The following is a 22,952-nucleotide window of genomic DNA, read 5'->3' as shown; positions in this document are numbered from 1 at the left end:
TCCAGATGGCACCTATACCATTACCCTCTTTGCAGAGGATGAGTATGGAAACGTAGGTGAGTGTACATTTGTACTTACCATAGAGAGTATCCTTGGCAAGGATGATAACTTGTTAGACATTTCTACCATAGTTTTATATCCTAACCCTGCAAAAGCAATAGTAAATATTAGCAACCCTCAATCCATTGCATTGGAGAGTGCTACCGTGTACGATATTACAGGGAAAATGGTTAGAGTGTATGACTTAAAAGATATGGGAACTGAGAAGGTACTAGATGTATCAATGCTTTCTTCGGCTACCTATTTAGTTCATATTCAAGGTGAGCATGGTTCAATAACCAAACAGCTTATAAAAGAATAGGCCTAATTTGATTAATTTTAGTTAGTTGAGAACCCCCAAGAAATTGGGGGTTTTTTATTGCGTGCATTTTATATCATATTTATAAAAAGACACTATGGAAACTCCGTAGCTCCTTGCAGTCTACTTCGGGTCTACTTGCAGTCTACTTCGGGTCTACTTGCAGTCTACTTCGGGTGAATTGCAGTCAAGGTATTATGTAAAATAGCATGGTACCCTCGACCTTTTACCCGCTACCTAGCACCCATTTTTAATTCAAATTAAATATCTTTAAGCAGTGATTCAAAAAGCAGCCCTTTACTTATGCCTTATTTGCTTCGCCTTTTCCTGGTCTCAAGAAGGGAAAGTGTTGCATAAAGTATTTACCAAGCAAGATGGTTTAAAACTCGATTACATAGACACCATGGTCTATGACGACGACGGCTTTATCTGGCTGGGGGGTTCTAGTCTGGATATGCGGGAGATTATCAATAGCGACAAAAAACTTTCCTTACAGCGTTTCAACGGAAAAACCTTTCATAGCATACCCCTTCCTAAACTTAAAAAGCCTATTACCAATATTCGGCAATTGTTAAAACGCAGTGATGGTAAGTTTTACGTATTAGGCGCCATGGGCTCTGGAAATAACTTTTTACTACTTTTTAATCCTATTACTACAGAATTTCAAGAGATTGAAATAGTACCCAACTACCCGTTGCCCTTACAGCTTTCAAGTATTTTTCAGTACCAAGGAGAGGATTATATCCTATATCAAATAGAGCAAACCATAACAGTAGCCAAACTTTCTGAAGCATTGGAAGTAGAAACTCTGTTTACCTATACAGACACCGAAACTCGTTTTTCAATAGATGAATACACTGTATTTATCCCTTTTAAGGAGTTTTGCTTACTAGGGGATAATCATTTACCCGTCCATTACTTTAACTGGGATGGAACACTCTTAAAAAAAGAACCCAATACAAGAAGAGTTAATAATAAAGATGGGGAAGGAGTACGTCGCTATATCGACGAATATGCAATACAGGATGGGATTACTTACATTATGTTATATAGAAACCCACAACTACAGTATGTTAATGAAAAGACTATGGCTATTGAGCCAGTTGGGATTGCTAATACAAGACTAAGCAGCCAACATTTAAAAATTTCCAAAGACTCAAAGGGAAATGCTTCTTGGATAGCTTCAGAAGGAGGAACCCTCTCGGTACAAAAACTCGCCCCCAATACGGGGTTTGAAACACACTTTAAAAGAGATTTATTTAGTTCTTCTGAAGCCTTTACAACCTTATCTAGCGATATAGCCAAAGAACTATGGATAGGTAGAAATAAGGGAGAGCTTCATTACTTTCAGTTTCCATCACAAACCGTGCGTACCTTTTTACCAGATGTTGAAATGCGCGCCATTGCAGCTTTGGACAAAAACACCTATATCATTGCCACCGAAATGGAAGGATGGTATACCTTAAATCTTGAAGACAACTCCGTAGCTCCTTTTTCAATTTCTAGTGGTGCTATTGACATAATACCAAATTCTTCAAGAGCCATCTTTAAAGAAGGGAATACACTATGGAGCAATAATGGCGGTCATATTATTGAGATTGATATCCCTACGCAAGAAGCCAAGACCTATCGTCATTATCCTGTACTTTCCATGGTTAAAGCAACCGACAGCACCTTTATATATGGCACCAATGGATATGCCCTAATGGAGTTTAATAAAAATACCAAAGAGCATACGCAATTACTAGACACTAAAGAATACATCCTTTATGGACTTGCCATCAACAATGCTGTGTGCGTTGCAGCAACCAATAAAGGGGTGATTACCTATAATTTAATATCTAAAGAACATCGCATCTATGGTTCTGAAACCCTTGAAGACCCATTTTTATTGATGGCTACATTTCACTCCGAATATGGATTTTTGTTGGGTAGTCGGTCGGGGAACATCTACCATTTCGATCCTATACAAAAAACCTTTACAACGAAATATAAGGATGTCTTTGAAGCAGGGATAGCAACCCTATTGTTTGATGAGAAACTGTGGTGGATTAATACCTTTAATGGGGTAGTGGCCTTTAATCCAAATGACCAAAGCATTACACGTTATTCTGAAAAGGACGGCTTTAGCCACAATGAAACCAATAGATATAGTGCACTTGATACGGGTGATGGTTTTCTTGTAGGTACCATTGCGGGTATTAATTATTTTGACCCTAAGGCACTTACCAATGAAACTCCTGATTGGAAATTGCACTTATTATCCCTGAAAAACTATAATAACAAGACAAATTCACTTACTACACTTCAAGATAGGAGCCAATTGGATGCTCTACAAGAAATTGTTTTGCCTCAGGAAAACAAAACCCTATCGTTGGATTTTGCGCTATCTAATAATGCTGGTGGCAAAGAACACTCCTTTAGGTATCGTTTAAATGATGAAGATTGGGTTGATATAAAAGAGCAACAATTTATTAGCTTTCCTAACCTGGCAGCAGGAAATTATATATTGGAGATAGAAGCGCTAGACTTTTCGGGTAATCGTATAGGAGAACCCCTTCGCTATTCTATTTATTCTAAGGACTTTTTTTACAATCAGTGGTGGTTTTATCTTCTGTTATTACTGGCTGGCTTTGGAATTGCACTATATCTTCTGCGCCAATCCTCTCAAAAACGAAAAATACAAGAACAGTTTTCTGGGGCTTTGCTAGTTTCTCAGGAAGAAGAGCGCACACGTATAGCAAAGGAACTTCACGACAGTATAGGGCAGCAATTAACTTTAATTAAACGAAAGGCTCAAACCGAAAATAAAGATGAAATAGCGGCTTTATCCCATAAAACATTAGAAGAGGTTCGCAGTATTTCTAGAGGTTTATATCCGGCAGTATTGAAGCAATTAGGGCTGTCTGAAAGTATAGAACAACTCATTTTAGAAATAGATGAAGACACTTCATTATTTTGCACAGCAGAGATAGACAATATTGATTCGTATTTTTCTAAGGAAGAAAGCTTAAATTTTTATAGATTTATACAGGAATGTATTAATAACAGTTTGAAACATGCGGAGGCGACCAATCTTTTGGTACAAGTAAAAGATTTACCAAAGAGTATATTGCTTCAAATAAAAGATAATGGTAAAGGATTTGAAGTTTCCGAAGCCATAAAAAATAATAGTTTAGGCTTAAAAACATTAAAAGAACGTATCCGGCTATTACGTGGCACCATGCAAATACATAGTGGCCCAGCAAAAGGAACTGTTATTAATTGTGAAATCCCGAAAAAGTGAAAAACAATCCTTCCATTTTAGTTGCCGACGATCACCCTATGCTATTAAAAGGGTTATTAGACGAATTACAACAACACGGATATACTGTATTAGAAGGTGCAACCCAAGGAGCACAGGCCCTAGAATCTATCCTTGCACATCAACCTGATATTGCTATCCTCGATATTGAAATGCCTATCCTAACAGGTTTTGAAGTCATAAAAAAATGTATTGAAAAGGATTGTGATACAAAATTTATTATCCTAACCTCCTATAAAGAAAAGGCCTATGTGCATAAGGCTAAAAAGCTGAATATATCTGGATATTTACTTAAGGACGAACCCTTTTCTGAAATAGAAAAATGCATTCAAGCGCTTCAAAAGGATGAAAAGTATTTTAGTAGCAGCTTTACCGATGTGTTTGACAAGGAGATCTATCCACAAATGGATAAAATAAAGTATCTTTCTCCTTCCGAAAGGACTATTGTACGACTTATTGCGCAAGGAAAAACTTCTAAAGAAATAGGAGAGTTGTTAAGTATTTCTCATCGAACCGTACAAAAACACCGAGGAAATATTATTTCAAAATTAGATTTACCTCCTAGTATGGATGCTCTAAATGTTTGGGCTTCTGAAAATAAAGAGTTATTACTTTCCCTTTAAACTACGTACCCCTACGTATTTTTAGACAACGCATGCGTATTTCCTAGCGTAGGTTTATCAAATATCTTTACCGTAAGAAAAATAATACAATATGTATAGAATTACGGTATTTTTTGTCTTACTCTTTTTTCAAGTTTCTTTCTCGCAAGATACCACACCTCCCACCGCAGTTTGTCAAAGTGCCACTGTAACACTAGATTCTTTTGGAAATGGTAGCATCACTGCACTTGATGTAGATGGGGGCTCTACAGACGATGTTGCTATAGCAAGCCTTTCTGTGAGTCCAAGTAATTTTGATTGTTCAGACATAGGGGTAGTAGTGGTAACTCTAACAGTTACCGATACGTCTGGAAATACCGATACGTGTACAGCGAATGTAACCGTTGAAGATACCGAAGATCCTGTTGCGGCCTGTCAAGATATTACCGTTTCGCTTGATGCTACCGGAAATTATGGTTTTACTAATGCTGACTTACAATTTATGGGTGCTGGTAGTACCGATAATTGTAACTCCCTGATTTATAGTTCGGTGCCAAACGCTTTTACTTGTGCAGATGTTTACAATCCTCAATTAATTGACCTAGTCATTACAGGAGTATTGGATGTCGATATTGATAATCCAACACCTACGGTAGCAGTTCAAGCTGTGGAGGTTTATGTTATTGAGGATATTCCCGATTTATCTTTATACGGAATTGGAGTTGCCAATGATGGAGGTGGTAGTGATGGGCAAGAATTTACCTTTCCAGCCGTGGCTGCTTCGGCAGGAGATTATTTAGTGATTGCATCAAATGCAGCCGACTTTGCAACCTTTTTTGGGTTTGCTTCAGATTTTGAAAGTGCAGTTCTCGATATGAGTGGGGATGATGCAGTTGAATTGTTTTTTAATGGAAGCGTCATTGATACGTTTGGAAATATCAATATGGATGGCACAAATGAACCTTGGGAATATTTTGATGGTTGGGCCTATAGAAAAGATGAAACACAAGCAAATGAAGGAGCATTTGCTTTTAATAATTGGATTTATTCTGGTACTGAGATTTGGGATATTACAGACCCAGTATCAGGGAATGTATTGATACCATTTCCTTTTGATAATTATACCTATACCATTAGTGGATCCACAACTCCAATTTCTTTAACACTGACGGTTTCAGATGATTCAGGGAACACTAATACTTGTATGGCAAATGTTTATGTGGAAGATTCTACTCCTCCTGTTGCCAATTGCCAAAATATTACTCTACAACTAAATGCCAATGGAGAAGCGTTCCTTACTGCCGAAGATTTAGACAATACAACAACACCTTCAACCGACAATTGTAGTATTGCCTTCTTTTCGGCAGATCCTAGTGCATTCTTTTGTGATGATGTTGGAGTGAATAATGTGGTACTTACAGTAATTGATAGTTTTGGAAATAGCAGTATCTGTAATGCCACTGTAACTATTGAAGATGTGAATGATCCAACGGCATTTTGTCAAAATATAACAGTTCCATTAGATGCTAATGGTATGGTAACCATATTACCTGCTGATGTGGATAATATTAGTACCGATGCATGTGGAATTACAAGTCGGTCTTTGGATATAGATACTTTTGATTGCACAAACGTAGGCGCCAACACGGTTACACTTACAGTCACGGATGCAAATGGAAGACAAGACACTTGCACAGCACAAGTAACGATTTCCGATGTAACGCCTCCCAACGTGGTATGTCAAAACATTACAATTCCACTAGATGCGTCAGGAATGACTTCGATAGCGGCGACTCAAATAGATAACGGAAGTACTGATGCTTGCGGAATTGCTTCAAGAACACTTAGTGTAAGTAGTTTTACTTGCAATGACCTTGGTGCCAATACAGTTACCTTAACTGTTACAGACAACAACGGAAACAGTGCAAGTTGCTTTGCCGAAGTTACCATTGTCGATACAAATCCTCCTGTTGCGAATGCTATGGACATCACCGTATTTCTAAATGCTTCTGGGACGGCTACGATAGTAGGTAGTGATGTTGATAACAACTCTACGGATAATTGTGCAATTACTACTATTACAGTAAGTCCAAGTAGTTTTGATTGTTCAGATACAGGAAGTCCTGTTTTAGTAACTATGACAGTGACTGATGTTTCAGGGAATTCTAGTACTGATACTGCCACGGTTACGGTGGTTGATGATAGTCCGCCTACAGCAGTTTGTACAGATATTACTTTGCCACTTGACGTTACAGGAATTGCTACGTTAACTCCAAATCAAATTGATGGCGGAAGTGGAGTTTCGTGTGGTGCTGCAACATTAACCATTGACACAACAAGCTTTGATTGTAGTGATATCGGGCCTAATACTGTAACCTTAACCGTTGCAAACGCGGCAGGAGCTTCGGCCACTTGTACTGCTGTTGTAACCGTAGTAGACAGTACTCCTCCTAATGTTATATGCCAAGATGTTACCGTTATTTTAGATGGAGCCGGTAGTGGGACGATAACCACTTCCGACATTGATAACGGTACTACAGATGCCTGTGGTATTGCCTCCCTAAGCCTAAATACAACAACCTTTGATTGTTCGGATGTGGGTGCAAACACGGTTATTTTAACAGCAACAGATGTAAATGGAAATTCGAGTAGTTGTACCGCTATAGTAACTGTTTTAGATAATATAAACCCCTCTGCTATTTGTCAAAATATTACAGTTTCATTAGATGCTTCAGGAGTAGCGACAATTACCCCTTTACAAGTGGATGGTGGTAGTAGTGATTTTTGTGGAATAGCAAGTAGAAGTATTGATATTTCTTCCTTTGATTGTAACGATTTAGGAGCTAATACAGTAGCACTTACCGTTATTGATACTTCTGGAAATATGGCTACTTGTAATGCTATTGTTACCGTTCAAGATGTAATTTCACCTACAGCGGTATGTCAAAACATAACAGTGCAACTTGATACCTCGGGTTCTGCTATCATAACGGCAAGCGATGTTGATGGTGGAAGTACAGATGCCTGTGGAATTGCTTCCACGAATATTAGCAATACCATTTTTAATTGTAATAATGTGGGCGCTAATTCGGTAATTTTATCGGTAACCGATACCAGCGGAAATACAAGTACGTGTAGTGCGACCGTTACGGTACAAGATCTTATACCTCCAACTATGAGCTGTCAAAATATAACGGTGGCCTTAGATGCTTCTGGGACTGCTTTTATAACCCCTCAAGATATTGATTCGGGTACTTTTGATGCCTGTGGTTTATCTTCTGTATCGATTGATAGATCCAATTTTTCCTGTGCTGATTTGGGCGCCAACTCGGTAGTGTTGACCGCTACAGATATTTATGGTAATACGGCTAGCTGTACCGCGACGGTTACTGTAGTTGACGTGATTGATCCCTCAATTAATTGTCCTTCAAACCAAACCGTCATAGCGGATGCTGGAAATATGTATATCATTCCTGACTATTTTGCAGAAGGTCTTGCCGATGCAAGTGATAATTGTACTAACCCTATTACTGCTGTGACACAAAACCCAACCCCTGGAAGTAGTGTTGGATTGGGACTAACAACAGTTTCCTTAACCGCTATGGATAGTAGTGGAAATAGTGATACGTGCAGTTTTCAGCTTACTGTAAATGAACTATTAGGAGTTTCCGATAATCAAATAGAAAAAACAATTAGCATCATACCAAACCCTGCTTCAGAGTATATTACCATTTCTACTTCTGAGTTTGTTTCCATTCAGCAAATCAAACTATTTGATATTCACGGTAGGAAGATAAAGGAACAGGTATTTCAAGTAAACCAAAATGTGGTAACCCTAGATATTTCCATCTTAGAAAATGCTATCTATTTTGTTGAAATTAAAACAGATAGTGGCTTTGTATTAAAGCGTTTAATTAAAAAATAGATTTATGAAGAAGCTACTAAGTTCTTTATTCATTGTAGCATTTGGTTGCTACAGTTTATCTGCTCAGGAAGCTGTAAGATCAACTTTTTCAGCCTCAGGTTCCTCATCTAGCATTCGTGTAAATGATAGGGACTATGTGATTCAGCAAAGTGTGGGACAGCAAAGTATTATTGGGACTTCACAAAGTTCCGTAGCGATTATGCGTCAGGGATTTATACAGCCTCCCATTGAAGTGTTTGCGCTTTCAGAAACCGATAATAGTTTGGATGCAGTAGTATATCCCAATCCTTTTCAGAATATAGTGCATGTCCGCTTTAATGAAACCCTTAAAAAACCTGTTAATATTGTTCTTTATGATGTTCTAGGCAGAATTGTACATACCGAAACAAAGGTGGTTACTACCTCTGAAACGTCTATTCACCTTGATGGTTTGTCTAGTGCGCAATATATCCTGACAATTACTTCAGAAAACAAAGAATTTAAAACGTCTCTCTTGAAAAAATAATTATGAAAAAACTACTCATTTATAGTCTTTTACTAGCTACTATCAGTTCTTTTGGACAACAAGTCTTTTTTGAAACGGGGCTTAATGTTTCTGATTTTAAGTTCAGAAATAATGAAGGTGAATACCTTGAAAATCTTCAGTCTAAGACCCAAAACTATATTACTGCTGGGTATAAACACAGAATTTTTACTGATGGACTAAACATTAGCACTGCGATATCTTACAACAATTATGGAGCAATTGGAAGCGATCCCGTTTTGCAAAACTTTTTTGAATGGGACATTAGCTATTTAGGGTTTAACCTCGGGTTGGATTATGAGGCATTTAAAGTAGGGAACTTTGCTTTTTATATATCTGCTGGAGGTTCTGCTGAATATATGACCGATGGGGTACAAACCATCAACAACCAAGTGTATAATGTGAAGGATGTGGAGGAGTTTAAAGACATTGCCTATTTCTTCAGAAGCGGCGCAGGGCTACGATTTGATATTTCGGATACAGCCAAAATGTACTTCCAATATGCATACGCCACAGGATTAGCTTTAAATGATAATAACAATTCTAGTGTGACAAGACTGACCATAGGAGTTGATACAATTGCATTAGGAATTATGGTGGACATTCCTTGTAATAAAAAGGAAGAAACTCCAGAGGAAACTGAAACAAACGAATTAGAAACTAATTAGTTATGAAAAAAATAGCGCTACTTCTTATTTTATTAACTGCATTTGTAGCTAAAGCCCAAACGGATGGATTAAGTTATCAAGCGGTTATAATCGACCCAAACGAACAGGAACTTCCTGGAGTTAATGCTACTGGGAACATTCTTCCAAATGCCGATGTAACACTTCGGTTTACAATTCTAGATGAATCTGGAAATGTGGAGTATAAAGAAACACAAGACACAAGAACAGATGCGTACGGAATGGTAAACCTAATCATTGGCAAGGGAAACCCTCTGACAGCCAATAGGTTTACAGATATTTTTTGGGGTGGATCCCGAAAAGACCTTCAAGTGGAGGTAAAATTGTATGGGCAGTATGCCGATTTAGGAAAAAACAAACTCACTTTTGTTCCATATGCCTATCATAGAGATATTATTGCAACAGGCTATTTTGCTTTAGACGGAGCTGCAACTTTAGGAGATTCTTTAGAGGTAGAAGGAATGACCGATTTAAATGGATCCCTTTCTGTAAACAATGAAAGCCCAACCAATTTAACAGGAACCCTATCTGTAGATGGGCAAACCGATTTAAACAATACGGTTAACATTAACAATGGCAGTGAACTAATTGCCAGTGGAAATGTGAATGTTGTAGGGGACACCCAACTGGATAGCAATCTTACGGTTGATGGAATAACCAATTTAAATAGTGAATTGAATGTAAATAACAACAGCGCAACGGTATTAACAGGGACACTTCGTGTAGATGGCCAGACCGATTTAAATGGCGATGTAAATATCAACAATGGAAGTGTGCTTAATGTGAGCGGTCCTCTTAACGTAGAAGGAATTACGACTCTTGGGGATGATTTAATTGTTGAAGGAACTACCAATTTGAATAATTCCCTAGATGTGAATAATAACAGTCCTAGCCGACTGTCAGGCACATTAACCGTTGAAGGGGAGACCTTGTTAGAAAATAGCTTAACCGTAGAAGGAGCTACAAACCTTGAAAGCTTTTTCAATGTAAATAATCAAAGTCCTTCCATACTATCAGGGAGTTTGACGGTAGATTTAGGAACCAATTTAAACAGCAGCCTATCCGTAAATAATGGCAGCCCAACCTTTTTATCGGGACCCTTAAACGTGGATGGTCCAATTGGATTAAACAACAACCTAACGGTAAACGGGATTACCAACTTAAATGGTTCGCTCTTTGTCAATAATAACGCACCAACAAATCTTACTGGTAGCTTATTTGTAGGAGGACCTGCCAATATGGACGGAACACTCATTGTAAACGGAGAAACAACATTAAACCAAGGTTTAACAGTGGCAAATGCTTCTGAAACGAATTTAACGGGACAGTTAAATGTAGATGGAGAAACTTTTTTAAATAACACCTTAAATGTGTTGAATGCTAGCCCTACTAATTTAACAGGAAATCTAACAGTAGATGGCGAAACTACCTTGAATAATTCGTTGGAAGTAGCTAATAACACACCTACGTTGCTTACTGGCACCTTAGAGGTTGGTGAAGCCACTACCTTGCAAAATGAATTATCAGTACTTAATGGAAGTAGTACCGTGCTAACAGGAGCACTGACAGTGGATAATGAAACGACTCTAAATAGTTCCCTAACAGTAGCAAATGGCAGTCCTACCCAATTAACGGGTATACTTGATGTTACTGACGCAACGACTTTAAATGATATTCTTACGGTAGCTGGAGCAACCACAATTAATAACGATTTAACTGTAACGGGTAATACCTTCTTAAGTAGTTTAAATACACAAACCATCAATATTGAGAGCGATAATGCCAACTATATTGCCAGTTTTGTAAATACGAATAGTGCTACAGGAGATGGCATTGTCATCAAATTAGGAAAAAACCACGGTGCTTTAAATGGTGGAACAGTTTATAATTATCCCAATCCTATACAAAGTGATCTTCAAGGGCCTTTAAATGCCTTAAAAGCAAGAATTCAAAATGCAGGTGGTGGTCCCATTACATTTTCGGAGGTTATTGCTTTTGCGCCTGCCGCGCAGCGTATCGCTACATTTAACTATGTAAATAATTTAATCTTTTCTGAAATTAACACCCGATCTATTAGTGGCACATCTGGAGGGTTAACATTACCTATAGCTTTTCCTAACTTAACGGTTCCAGGTACTACTTTACTTAATGGATATAATGTATTTGGAGGAGTCAATATTCCTTTTGTTAACATCTCTATCCCATCTTGGTCTATACCAACGATACCTTTACCTAATATTCCCATACCTATTCCGTCGGCTCAAATACCCAATCCGGCACAATACCTTCCAAGTTTACCAATAAACCTTCCGGTAGGAGGCCTACCTTTTGTAGTACTTCCAGCCGATATTATTGTAAATTATTTACCTGCAACGGCTGGCGATGTCTCTCCAGACTCTCTCACTAAGGAGAACGAATACATCACCTTTCAGGATAAGGATGGGAGAAAAACAGGAACTATTCGTGCACAATCCCTTTGGGATTTCAAAGAAAATACCTTGTTGGATAATATCTATATGTTGAATCTACTTTCCGATTTTGTTGGAATTGATTTACTAGATGGTATTACGGCAGGAACGGTCTCGATTACAAATTTCATTGATGAATTTAATAAAATAGGAGTAGAGTATTCCTCTGGAAATGGTGATTATGCGGAATGGTTAGAAAGAATGGATGCCTCCGAGTTTATTTCGGCTGGTGACATTGTAGCGATAGTAGGAGGTAGAGTGACTCGTAATTTAGAAAATGCCGAACAAGTCATGGTAGTTTCACATCGACCTATCATTTTAGGGAATGCCCCTGAAGAAGGCCTAGAAACCTTGGGAAATAACATCGCTTTTATGGGGCAAGTTCCTGTAAAGGTATTAGGGCCTGTTAGCACTGGTGATTACATAGTTGCAGATGAAAATATTAAAGGCTATGGTAAAGCTATTGCTCCAAATGAAATGACTGCTCAAGATTATAAATATACCGTTGGACGTTCCTGGGAAGAAAATCTGAAAGAAGGTCCGAAGCTCGTCAATACAGTAATAGGGGTTCACAACGGAGATTGGATTCAAATTGTTCAAAAACTTCAGAAAAAACAAAAGTTATATGAAGATAAATTCAAAAAAATTGAGGCACAAGTTATAGAGCTTGACAACAAAGCAAACGAACTATTATTAGAAAACAAATAAGTATGAAAAAGATAGTTCTTATACTCGCCTTACTTGCAGTATTTATTACACAGGCACAAACCGATGGGCTAAATTATCAAGCGGTAATTATTGACCCTAATGTTCAAGAATTACCTTGGCAAGATGCAACTGGAAATATTCTTCCTAATGAAGTTATTACCCTTCGATTTTCGATTTTGGATGAATCTGGAAGTATAGAATACCAAGAAACTCAGGAAACTAGAACTGATGCCTATGGTATGGTAAACCTTATCATTGGTCAAGGAACCCCATCCACAGGGAATCGGTTCACAGATGTTTTTTGGGGAGGTTCTCGTAAGGACCTTCAAGTGGAAGTAAGTTTTCAAGGTCAGTTTTCTGAAATTGAAAAGAAGCCACTCACATTTATTCCGTATGCCTATCACAGAGATATCATTGCTACGGGTTATTTTGTCTTAGATGGTCCAGCTACGTTGGGAAATACATTGGTAGTTGAGGGTACTAATGATTTGAATGGTTCGCTTTCAGTAAATAATGAAAGTCCTACAAATCTAACAGGAACACTTACGGTGGATGGACAAGCCGATTTAAATAATACTGTAAACATTAATAATGGTAGTGAATTTAATGCTAGCGGCAATGTAAATGTAGCAGGTGACACCCAACTTGATAGTACTCTTAATGTGGATGGAATTACTAATTTAAATGGAGACCTTAGGGTAAATAACAATAGTTCAACCCTTTTAACTGGCAGCTTTCAAGTGGATGGTGAAACCAATTTAAACGGTGACGTAAATATTAATAATGGTAGCACACTTACTATAAATGGTCCATTAAATGTTGAAGGAATTACGACCTTGGAAGATAACTTACTAGTTGAAGGCACAACCAATTTAAACAATTCTTTAGATGTCAATAACACAAGTCCCACTCATCTTTCAGGCACCTTAACAACGGAAGGGCGAACCACGTTAAACAATACCTTACAAGTACTTGGTGGTACTGATTTAAACAATATTTTTAGAGTAAATAATGCAAGTGATTCTTATTTATTTGGAACATTAATTGTGGATTTAGCCACAAACTTAAACAATGGATTATGGGTTAACAATGGAGCAACCACCTTATTGACTGGGCCATTAAATGTCAATGGGGAAATACTATTTGGAAATGACCTCACTATTAATGGGAACACCAATCTAAATGACGCTCTATTTGTGAATAATAGTGAAAACACAAATCTGTCAGGAAGCCTAAATGTCCTTGGAAATTCCCTATTAGAAAGTGAATTAAAAGTAAATAGTTTAACCACGTTAAATAATACCCTTACGGTTACCAATCAAGAAAAAATGTATGCTACGGGTACATTAAACGTACATGGAATAAGTAATTTAAACAATTCTTTAAAAGTAACTAATGGAGCGTCTTCATTTTTAAATGGTGCCTTAACCGTTGATGAAGTTACATTATTTCAAAATAGTTTAACGGTTACCAATTCAAGCCCTTCAACGCTTTCAGGAACTTTAAATGTTGAAGGCATCACCACTCTTTTAGACAATCTTCGGGTTGAAAATAATAGTGCTACATTGCTTACAGGTAGACTAGTGGTGGATGAAGCGTCCACTTTAAATGACCTTTTAGTTGCTAATGGTGCTAATACCCAATTAACTGGCGAGCTACAAGTGAATGAGGCATCTACATTCAATTCAACTACAGCCATACAAGGGGCTACATTAATTAATAACGATTTAACGGTTACTGGCAACACCTCCTTAACAAGTGTATCTTCGGGTAGTATCAATGTATTCGGGGATACCGCTGGATCCATAGCAACTTTTTCAAACACAAATACTGCAGACGGAGATGGTATTTTAATAAAATTAGGACGCACTCACGGGGCTTGGAATGGCAGCGACTATAATTCATTACCCGTTCCAATTCCAGCCGCTATAACTGCAGCAAGGGATCTATTAGTTGCGGCAGTGAATAATTCGGGAGCCGATCCAAATTTAGACTTAGCAGATATTATAGCCTTAACGCCGAGCACTATGAGGAGAGGCTCTTTAATAGATGTAAATAACTTTGTTTTCAATAAAATAAATTCTGGATTAGGATTGCCCAAGGCTTTTCCTTCATTAAATATGCCAGGGCAGATATTACAAAATGAGGTTACTTTCTACAATGGTAATAATGCTGTGTGTTCAGGGCAATATTGTTATAGCATATGTGTTCCTTTTGTAGGGTGTTATACGGTCTGTATTCCCCCAGTAAATGTGTGTGTTCCTGCAATACCCAGGATATATTTTCCAGGAGTAAACCTTCCTACCATACCTCTTTCATCGCCTTCTATTCCCGATTTATCTCAATATGTTCCTAAGTTACCTACCACAATTACAGTAGATGGTTTTCCCAATACGGCAATCCCAGATGTCTCTTTAGGTAACGTTGCCTATTCACTAAGCAAAGAGAATGAATACATTTCTTTTCAAGATAAAGATGGAAGGCAAACAGGCGTCATTAGAGCCCAATCTATGAGTGATTTTAGAGATAACACTATCTATGATAATATCTATATGCTGAATTTACTATCCAATTTTGTAGGGGTTGATCTGGCTGATGGTGTTGCTGCAGGACTAACAGGGGTTTCTAATGTCATTGATGAGTTTAATAAAATAGGAGTGGAGTATTCTTCTGGAAATGGTGATTATGCCGAATGGCTAGAAAGAATCGATGTTTCAGAAAATATTTCAGCAGGAGATATTGTAGGTGTTATAGGGGGAAAGATTACACGTGACCTAACAAATGCAGAACAAGTCATGGTGGTTTCCCATCGGCCTATTATTTTGGGGAATGCCCCAGAAGAAAAAGATTTTCCGCTTGGAAATACAGTTGCCTTTATGGGTCAAGTTCCTGTGAAAGTTATGGGACCTGTTACCCACGGAGACTATATCATTGCTTCCAAAACCATTGTTGGATACGGGAAAGCCATTTCGCCTAATAATACGAAAGCAGAGGATTTCAAATACACCGTAGGACGTTCTTGGGAAACGAATAGTAAAGAAGGTCCAAAATTAGTGAATACTGTAGTGGGTGTAAATGATTATGATTTTAGTTTAATACTTTCAAATTTTGAAATGCAACAAAAGAACTTAGATACTAAAATTGAAACCTTAGAACAAAAACTGGAAAGAATTTCAGCAAAAATCACAAAAGCAAAACAAGATGAAATTATATATGCAGTTGAAAAATAATATGTGTGGATTCCTATGGGTTTTACTATTAGGTTTTTCCAATGTTCATGCACAAGAAGTAGCAACAGAAACTACCATTCCTGCTGAGGATGCCATAGTGTTACTTGAAAATGAAGAAAACTATAAGATTTGGCTCGAAGCATTAGAAGAACCCGGAGTTAAAGTAGAAGGAAATACGATGAGTTTTAGCTTTGAAGCCAAAAAACTAATAGCAGATGTTTCCTATAGAAATTCAGTTTATAAAAGTGATTACACCTTTGAAGATGTAGCCCAAAGCCTTAAAAGCATGGAATTACAAAAAGCATTCTGGCAAATGATTACGATGTATCCTAATCATAAACAGGAAGTAGTGAATTATATTTTTGCTTACGATCAAGTAATTCCTACAGACAAAGTAGTATCAGCTGCATTTTATACCTATGCATTCTTCGATCCACAAATAACCGAAATTGTAGAAGGTAAACCCAACGTACTACGTCCTGATATTTTTGAAGCCTATTTAAAAAACACAAATGAAATAATGCACTACATTAAATATTTGAGAGAGCAAGGTGCAATTGAAAAGTAGAACTAACTAATTAGCCAATTTTTAAGAAATCGTCTTCACAACCAAAGAAGGCGATTTTTTTTATTTTTAAGCAGTAATCCGTTACATTTGTTGAAAACAGGGTATGGCAGGAAATTCTTTCGGAAATGCATTTAAGCTAACCACTTTTGGAGAATCCCATGGGGAAGCGCTGGGTGGAATTATAGATGGTTGCCCTGCAGGGTTAATATTAGATTTTGAAGCCATTGAAGCCGAAATGCAGCGCCGTAAACCTGGACAATCTGCTATCGTAACTCAACGTAAAGAACCCGACTCTGTTAAGTTTCTTTCGGGTGTTTTTGAAGGAAAAACCACAGGAACACCCATTGGTTTTATTATTGAAAATACCAATCAAAAATCGAATGACTACTCACACATTAAAGATGTGTATCGACCTTCTCATGCCGATTTTACGTATGATAAGAAATACGGTATTCGCGACTATAGAGGAGGAGGGAGATCTTCAGCCAGAGAGACGGCTTGTCGTGTTGCAGCGGGTGCCATAGCAAAACAACTACTAAAAGACATCAAAATTACTGCCTACGTTTCTGGAGTTGGAAATCTACAATTAGATTCAGATTATGCAGCTTTGGATTTTTCAGAAATTGAAAAAAACCCAGTTCGTTGCCCCGATGCTAGCCTAGCAAAGCAAATGGAAGCGTATATTAAAGAAATTCGTAAAGAAGGAGATACAGTTGGAGGAAGAGTTACCTGCGTGTTACAAAATGTACCTATTGGTTTGGGAGAACCTGTGTTTGATAAGTTTCATGCACAACTTGGCAAAGCAATGCTTTCTATTAATGCGGTAAAAGGAATTGAATACGGAAGTGGATTTGCTGGAACCCACCAAAAAGGAAGTGAACACAACGATCTTTTTAATGCAGATGGAAGTACCAAAACTAATTTTAGCGGCGGTGTTCAAGGAGGAATCACCAATGGCGAAGATATTTATTTTACAGTGGCTTTTAAGCCTGTCGCTACTATCATGCAAAAACAAGAAACGATAAATGCCGAGGGGGAGTTGGTTGAAATGCAAGGAAAAGGCCGTCATGACCCCTGTGTGGTTCCGCGTGCAGTTCCAATTGTTGAAGCGATGGCAGCATTAGTATTAGCCGATTTTTATTTACTGAATAGACTTTCAAAAATTTAATATAGTTACCCGACTTTTAGGGCAAATAGTATGAAAAAACTAGCATTACACTGGCAAATAATTTTAGGAATGGTTTTGGGAGTGGTTGTGGCACTTCTTTTAAACAATTTTTCTTGGGGAGCCCAATTTATAGGAAATTGGATAAAGCCCTTTGGAACTATTTTTATCAATGCGCTCAAATTAATTGCTGTTCCATTAATATTAGCCTCTTTAATTAAAGGTGTATCAGACTTAAAAGATATTTCAAGTCTTTCTAAGATGGGGCTAAGAACAATTTCTACTTATATAATCACTACGGTTATTGCAGTTTCAATTGGGCTTGCAGTTGTAAATGTCGTAAAGCCGGGTAATAGTATTTCAGAAGACACACGAAACGAATTAGTAGAAGCTTATGGAGGAGAAGCAGAAATGCGCAAGCAGGAGGCTGCCAAGCAAAAAGAGGCCGGACCTTTACAGGCGCTGGTAGATATTGTTCCAGACAACATTATTGGAGCTTCTGCGAATAATAAAAATATGCTTCAGGTAATATTCTTCGCTATTTTTTTCGGAATAGGATTAATTCTTATTCCTGAAAAAACATCAAAACCCGTAAAAGACTTCTTCGATGGCTTTAATGAAGTCATCCTTAAAATGATTGATCTTATTATGCTTGCCGCACCTTATGGCGTTTTTGCATTATTAGCGGCCTTGGTTGTGGAAGCACCTAGCGCCGATCTTTTTGCCGCTCTAGGAATGTATGCCATAAGTGTGATTATAGGCCTAGCGTTAATGATTTGTGTGTATCTATTATTGGTCTGGATTTTTACAAAGAAGTCCCCCAAATACTTTCTAAATGGAATAGCACCTGCCCAGTTATTGGCTTTTTCAACAAGTTCTAGTGCTGCCACACTTCCAGTTACCATGGAACGAGTGGAAGAACACTTAGGTGTTAAAAAAGAGGTAACAAGCTTTGTGTTACCTATTGGAGCCACTATCAATATGGATGGGACAAGCTTGTATCAAGCGGTAGCAGCTGTCTTTATTGCCCAAGCCTTTGGGATGGACCTTTCAATAGGTGCCCAACTAGGAATTATCGTCACAGCAACTTTGGCTTCCATAGGATCTGCAGCGGTGCCAGGAGCAGGAATGGTAATGTTGGTCATTGTGCTGGCTCAAGCGGGTATTCCAGAAGCTGGACTAGCACTTATTTTTGCTGTCGATAGACCTCTTGATATGTGCCGAACTGTGGTAAATGTTACTGGAGATGCCACGGTTTCTATGATGGTAGCAAAAAGTCAAGGGAAGTTAGGAGAACCCCATGTAAAAGATTGGGATGATAACTATCCTCATAAATAACAAAAGGGCCACAAATTGTGGCTCTTTTTTTATCCTTTTTTTTGAATTTCCACTTGATGCGGATATGGTATTTCAATACCTGCTGCATCAAGATCTTCTTTAATCGTGGGGAGCAGTGCAAACTGCGTGGGCCAGAAATGTTCATTCATTACTGAACAACGAACCGTGAAATCGATTGAGCTGTCATTCAAATTAACCAATTCTACTACAGGAGCAGGGTCTTCTAACACATGTTCCTGCTTTTTAATGGCTGCCATTAAAACCTCTTTTGTTCGTTTAATATCGGCATCATAGGAGACTCCTATAGTGAGTATAATTTTCTGAAATCCTTCAGCCGTAAAATTGGTGATAGCTCCGTTAGAAAGGGCACCGTTAGGTATAATAACCAATCTATTTTCTTTGGTTAACAACTTAGTTGTAAAGATTTCTATTTGCTTAACTGTACCTAATTCGCCTTGTGCCTGAATTACATCTTCAAGTTTAAAAGGCCTAAATATCATGATTAATACGCCTCCTGCAAAATTGGAAAGCGACCCCTGTAGTGCCAAACCAACAGCCAATCCTGCAGCACCAAGCACTGCAATAAATGAAGTTGACTCAATGCCTAATTGGCTTAGCACAACAATAAAAAGCATTATTTTAAGCCCCCAAGAACTTAAGTTAAGTAGGAATTTTTCTAGTGTAGGATCAAAATCTTTTTTAACAAAAAATTTCCGCAAACCTTTTATTAATAATTTAATTACCCATAATCCAATGAGTAAAACGAGGAGTGCCGAAATAATTTTAGGACCATATACAAAGAGTGCGTCTTTAGCCCATTCTAATGCCTTTTCACTTAATTCCATAAAATGTAATTTTTCACAAAACTACTAATATTGAATGGGGCTTCCTAAGATTTTTGATATGCTAACATTTGATTAACATAAATGAAATTTTTACCCATAATCCATATTAACTTTGAAAAAGGGAAGCTGAATATGTGATTATTATTATATTTAATTTTCTAAATAAATAATCAATGAACGTTTGTTTTATAATGTATCCGTGGGCCGAAATGAATCCCGAAGACGATTCCACTTTGGCAATGATTCACGAGTTTGTAAAAAGAGGGCACGGAATGGCAATTACCACACCAGCCAATTTAACCATTCGAGATAGTGTGGCCTACGCTTTTTGCAGGTGTGTTACCCGAAAAGATAAAATACCCAACTCATTAAAATCCTTTCATAGTAAAACGGAATTTTACGATGAAATGCTGCCTCTAGCAGGTTTTGATGTCATTGTGTTGCGTAGTAATCCGCCATTGGATATGATTATGCTTAACTTCTTGGACAGTGTAAAAGATGATGTCTTTATTATGAATGATTTGGACGGGATTCGTAGAGCCAACAATAAGCTTTACACCGCTGTTTTTGAAGATGAAGACAACGAAATAATACCAAAAACGCACGTTACGAAGAACAAGGAATATTTAAAAAAGATAATTAAGGAAGGTCCCGAAAAAATGATTTTGAAACCGCTTAATGGTTTTGGTGGTTCTGGCGTTATCCTCCTTGAAAGGAATGCTATGAAAAGTATCAACTCATTACTTGATTTTTACATCGATAATAAAGACGGTACCTCAAACTATGTGATTTTACAAGACTATATTGAAGGGGCAGACCAAGGGGATGTGCGAATTTTGCTGCTTAATGGAAGACCCATTGGAGCCATGCGACGGGTTCCAGGTGAAGAAGACCACCGTTCTAATGTGAGTGCGGGTGGACGTGTTGTAAAACATACACTCACTACTCAAGAAAAAGAGTTGTGTAGAAAAATTGGTCCAAAATTAGTAAAGGACGGGTTATATTTTGTGGGTATCGATGTTATTAATGGGATGCTAGTGGAAGTAAATGTGATGTCCCCTGGAGGAATTACCTATATGAATCGAGTTTACAAAACTCGTATTCAAGAAAAGATTATCGACTTTGTAGAAGATAAAGTGCTACAGCGTGTAACCGCCTTTGAAAGGAGAAAAAAACTTCGTAAACACGTTGATGATGCTTAAACAACTCCAAACTTAAAAAAATATGGTATGCAACGTCTTTCAGTAGATAACATCATCAAAAAAATTGAAAAGGAAGAACTTTTTGAAGCTGTTTCAGAAGATTATTCTTTTACGTTAAAAATTGATAAATACACTCACTATGTCTGTGGAGCAGTACATGATGGTGCACAATTCCGAAGAGAACTTTGGGATAATTGCCTTCATACCCAATACGATCGCTGGTTTGAAGAAGACCCTTGTACTAAAGAGTTTGTAAATTCCCATCCTATTGTCATGGCGGGTTGTGACAGCCGATTTGAATATGACCTTAATCGAGATCCAGAAAATGCAGTGTTTGAAACGGCTTGGGGAAAACAACTTTGGAAAAACCCACTTCCCAAAGAACAATACAATAAAAGCCTCGAAAAACACACTAATTTTTACCGTGTTGTAAAAGCTTTAATTTCAAAACTCGAAGAAAAATTTGGCGTAGTGGTAGTCTATGATATACATAGTTACAATTGGAGACGCTGGGATAGGGAAGTACCTGTTATTAATTTAGGAACATCCAACATTGATAATGAACGTTTTGGAAAGCTAGTCGAGAATTGGAGGGTTTCTTTATCAGAATTACAATTGCCATATACTAACGAAACTACATCCAAAATAAATGATACCTTTTTTGGGAATGGATATTTTCTAAAATTTATTACCCAAAACTTTCAAAATACCTTAGTTTTGGCGACTGAGTTTAAAAAGATTTACTGCGATGAATTAAATCAAATTGTTTTTCCTGAAGTCGTTTCGGCGATAGAAGAACAATTAAGGGAAAAAATTCCTGCACACGCAGAAGCCTTCTACATTGCACACAGAAAATAATATGATTGCGACAAAAGACCTTTCTAAAACGTATCCTAATTTATTTAAAATTGATGCCGAATTGCACCGATTGGTTCAAAAAATTGAATTACTCGATTATATCAACCCTACCAATATAGAGCAGCAAAAAAAGGAGTTTTTTGCTTCAAAATATAATATCAATCCTACTTTTAAATACCGAAAAATTGACTTTAATGCTCACAAACTTCAACAAGCGTTATTTTCGCAAGATATAGATACGATAAAAGACGAAGAAACCCGTAACTTTTATCGCGATGTTATCTATGATTATTCAGGTCTTATTCAGTGTATTGAAACCATTGGGAAAGGAAAACGTTTTTATTTCAACGGACTTAAATCCTTTGGAACACCTACGGAAAAAGATGTAGCGAACGCCCAGTTTATTCTTCATTTTAAGGATGAAGCCTTTAATGAGGAAATGTTTCCTGTTTTTAATGTGGAAGAAGCTCAAAGTTATTTTATTGAGTTTTCAAAGAAATTCAATTTTAATTACAGCGTAAAGCTTTCCAATAAAATATCGGCTGCAGCGATGGTTCAAAACAACACGCAGACTTTATTTTTAAAGAAGAACCACCGTTATAGTGCCAATCAGTTAAAAGTCCTAGCCAATCACGAAATAGGAGTACATATGGTGACTACCTTTAATGGAATGAGCCATACATTGAAAATTTTTCACAATGGCTTTCCCAAAAATGTAGAAACTCAAGAAGGATTGGCGGTTTTTAGCGAATATATGAGTGGTTGCTTAACGTTGTATCGTTTAAAAGAACTATCATACCGAGTCATTGCGGCAGATAGCCTTAGAAAAGGATTTGAGTTTAGAGAAACCTTCGACTTGCTTCACAATCAGTATAAATTAAATAGGGAGGAAGCTTTTAATATTTGCCTTCGCGCTTTTAGAGGGGGAGGGTTTACAAAAGATTATACCTATCTCACGGGGTTAAAAAAGGTATATAATTATCATCAGAAAAAGGAAGACTTAAACATTTTGCTTTCTGGAAAGGTAAATATTTCGAATGTGGGCTTAATTAAAAAATGGAAAGACTGGGGAATGATTTCTGAAAATCCCTATCGTAATTTTGCCTTTGATAGTAATAATAATCAGAGCAAAACCATTGAGTTTATTCTTGAGAATTTAAAATAATAAAAGC

15 protein-coding genes are annotated in these 22,952 nt (G+C 37.4%); 14 read left to right on the top strand and 1 reads right to left on the bottom strand.

Going from position 1 to position 22,952, the window contains the following annotated elements; genetic code table 11:
- The 11 genes from KXJ69_RS13025 to KXJ69_RS12975 form a co-directional block, all read left to right on the top strand.
- A partial coding sequence (locus KXJ69_RS13025) for a T9SS type A sorting domain-containing protein (protein ID WP_219053559.1) occupies positions 1-361 on the top strand: 361 nt, incomplete at its 5' end.
- Positions 362-707: 346 nt separating this feature from the next.
- The gene (locus tag KXJ69_RS13020; RefSeq protein WP_219053558.1) at positions 708-3,644 is read left to right on the top strand and encodes a sensor histidine kinase; all 2,937 of its coding nucleotides are present in this window, start codon (positions 708-710) and stop codon (positions 3,642-3,644) included.
- Positions 3,641-4,285, top strand: coding sequence for a response regulator transcription factor (locus KXJ69_RS13785; protein WP_219053557.1), 645 nt, complete (start codon positions 3,641-3,643; stop codon positions 4,283-4,285). Before KXJ69_RS13020 ends, KXJ69_RS13785 begins: the two co-directional genes overlap by 4 nt.
- A gap of 91 nt (positions 4,286-4,376) precedes the next feature.
- Complete coding sequence (locus KXJ69_RS13010) at positions 4,377-8,189, top strand: T9SS type A sorting domain-containing protein (RefSeq protein WP_219053556.1); 3,813 nt, start codon at positions 4,377-4,379, stop codon at positions 8,187-8,189.
- A 4-nt stretch (positions 8,190-8,193) separates the two neighbouring features.
- The gene (locus KXJ69_RS13005; protein ID WP_219053555.1) at positions 8,194-8,694 is read left to right on the top strand and encodes a T9SS type A sorting domain-containing protein; all 501 of its coding nucleotides are present in this window, start codon (positions 8,194-8,196) and stop codon (positions 8,692-8,694) included.
- A gap of 2 nt (positions 8,695-8,696) precedes the next feature.
- On the top strand, positions 8,697-9,380 hold the full coding sequence (locus tag KXJ69_RS13000) for a porin family protein (RefSeq protein WP_219053554.1): 684 nt from the start codon (positions 8,697-8,699) through the stop codon (positions 9,378-9,380).
- Positions 9,381-9,382: 2 nt separating this feature from the next.
- Complete coding sequence (locus tag KXJ69_RS12995; protein ID WP_219053553.1) at positions 9,383-12,574, top strand: autotransporter outer membrane beta-barrel domain-containing protein; 3,192 nt, start codon at positions 9,383-9,385, stop codon at positions 12,572-12,574.
- Positions 12,575-12,576: 2 nt separating this feature from the next.
- Positions 12,577-15,804, top strand: a complete 3,228-nt coding sequence (locus KXJ69_RS12990; RefSeq protein WP_219053552.1) for an autotransporter outer membrane beta-barrel domain-containing protein — start codon at positions 12,577-12,579, stop codon at positions 15,802-15,804.
- Positions 15,776-16,372, top strand: a complete 597-nt coding sequence (locus tag KXJ69_RS12985) for a hypothetical protein (protein WP_219053551.1) — start codon at positions 15,776-15,778, stop codon at positions 16,370-16,372. The genes KXJ69_RS12990 and KXJ69_RS12985 overlap by 29 nt, the downstream gene beginning before the upstream one ends.
- A 103-nt stretch (positions 16,373-16,475) precedes the next feature.
- A complete protein-coding gene (gene aroC / locus KXJ69_RS12980) occupies positions 16,476-17,540 on the top strand; it encodes a chorismate synthase (protein WP_219053550.1) in 1,065 nt (354 codons plus the stop codon).
- A 30-nt stretch (positions 17,541-17,570) separates the two neighbouring features.
- Positions 17,571-18,875 (top strand): dicarboxylate/amino acid:cation symporter, encoded by a 1,305-nt coding sequence (locus tag KXJ69_RS12975; protein ID WP_219053549.1) that lies wholly within the window; start codon positions 17,571-17,573, stop codon positions 18,873-18,875.
- 29 nt (positions 18,876-18,904) lie between these two features.
- Here the strand turns inward: KXJ69_RS12975 and KXJ69_RS12970 are convergent, their stop codons facing one another.
- Complete coding sequence (locus tag KXJ69_RS12970) at positions 18,905-19,720, bottom strand: mechanosensitive ion channel family protein (RefSeq protein ID WP_219053548.1); 816 nt, start codon at positions 19,718-19,720, stop codon at positions 18,905-18,907.
- 173 nt (positions 19,721-19,893) lie between these two features.
- On the opposite strand from KXJ69_RS12970, the gene gshB reads away from it, so the two are divergent.
- From gshB to KXJ69_RS12955, 3 genes are read left to right on the top strand one after another with little or no spacing between them, the layout of a single operon-like run.
- On the top strand, positions 19,894-20,922 hold the full coding sequence (gene gshB, locus KXJ69_RS12965; RefSeq protein ID WP_219053547.1) for a glutathione synthase: 1,029 nt from the start codon (positions 19,894-19,896) through the stop codon (positions 20,920-20,922).
- Between the two features lie 27 nt (positions 20,923-20,949).
- Positions 20,950-21,780: an N-formylglutamate amidohydrolase gene (locus tag KXJ69_RS12960; protein WP_219053546.1), complete on the top strand. Its 831-nt coding sequence runs from the start codon at positions 20,950-20,952 to the stop codon at positions 21,778-21,780.
- Between the two features lies 1 nt (position 21,781).
- Positions 21,782-22,945, top strand: a complete 1,164-nt coding sequence (locus KXJ69_RS12955) for a peptidase MATCAP family protein (RefSeq protein ID WP_219053545.1) — start codon at positions 21,782-21,784, stop codon at positions 22,943-22,945.
- Positions 22,946-22,952: the final 7 nt, after the last annotated feature.

This window comes from Halomarinibacterium sedimenti (assembly GCF_019312585.1).
Classification (GTDB): domain Bacteria; phylum Bacteroidota; class Bacteroidia; order Flavobacteriales; family Flavobacteriaceae; genus Halomarinibacterium; species Halomarinibacterium sedimenti.
The sequence above is the reverse complement of the archived record's forward strand: the minus strand, read 5'-3'. Positions and strand labels throughout refer to the sequence as shown.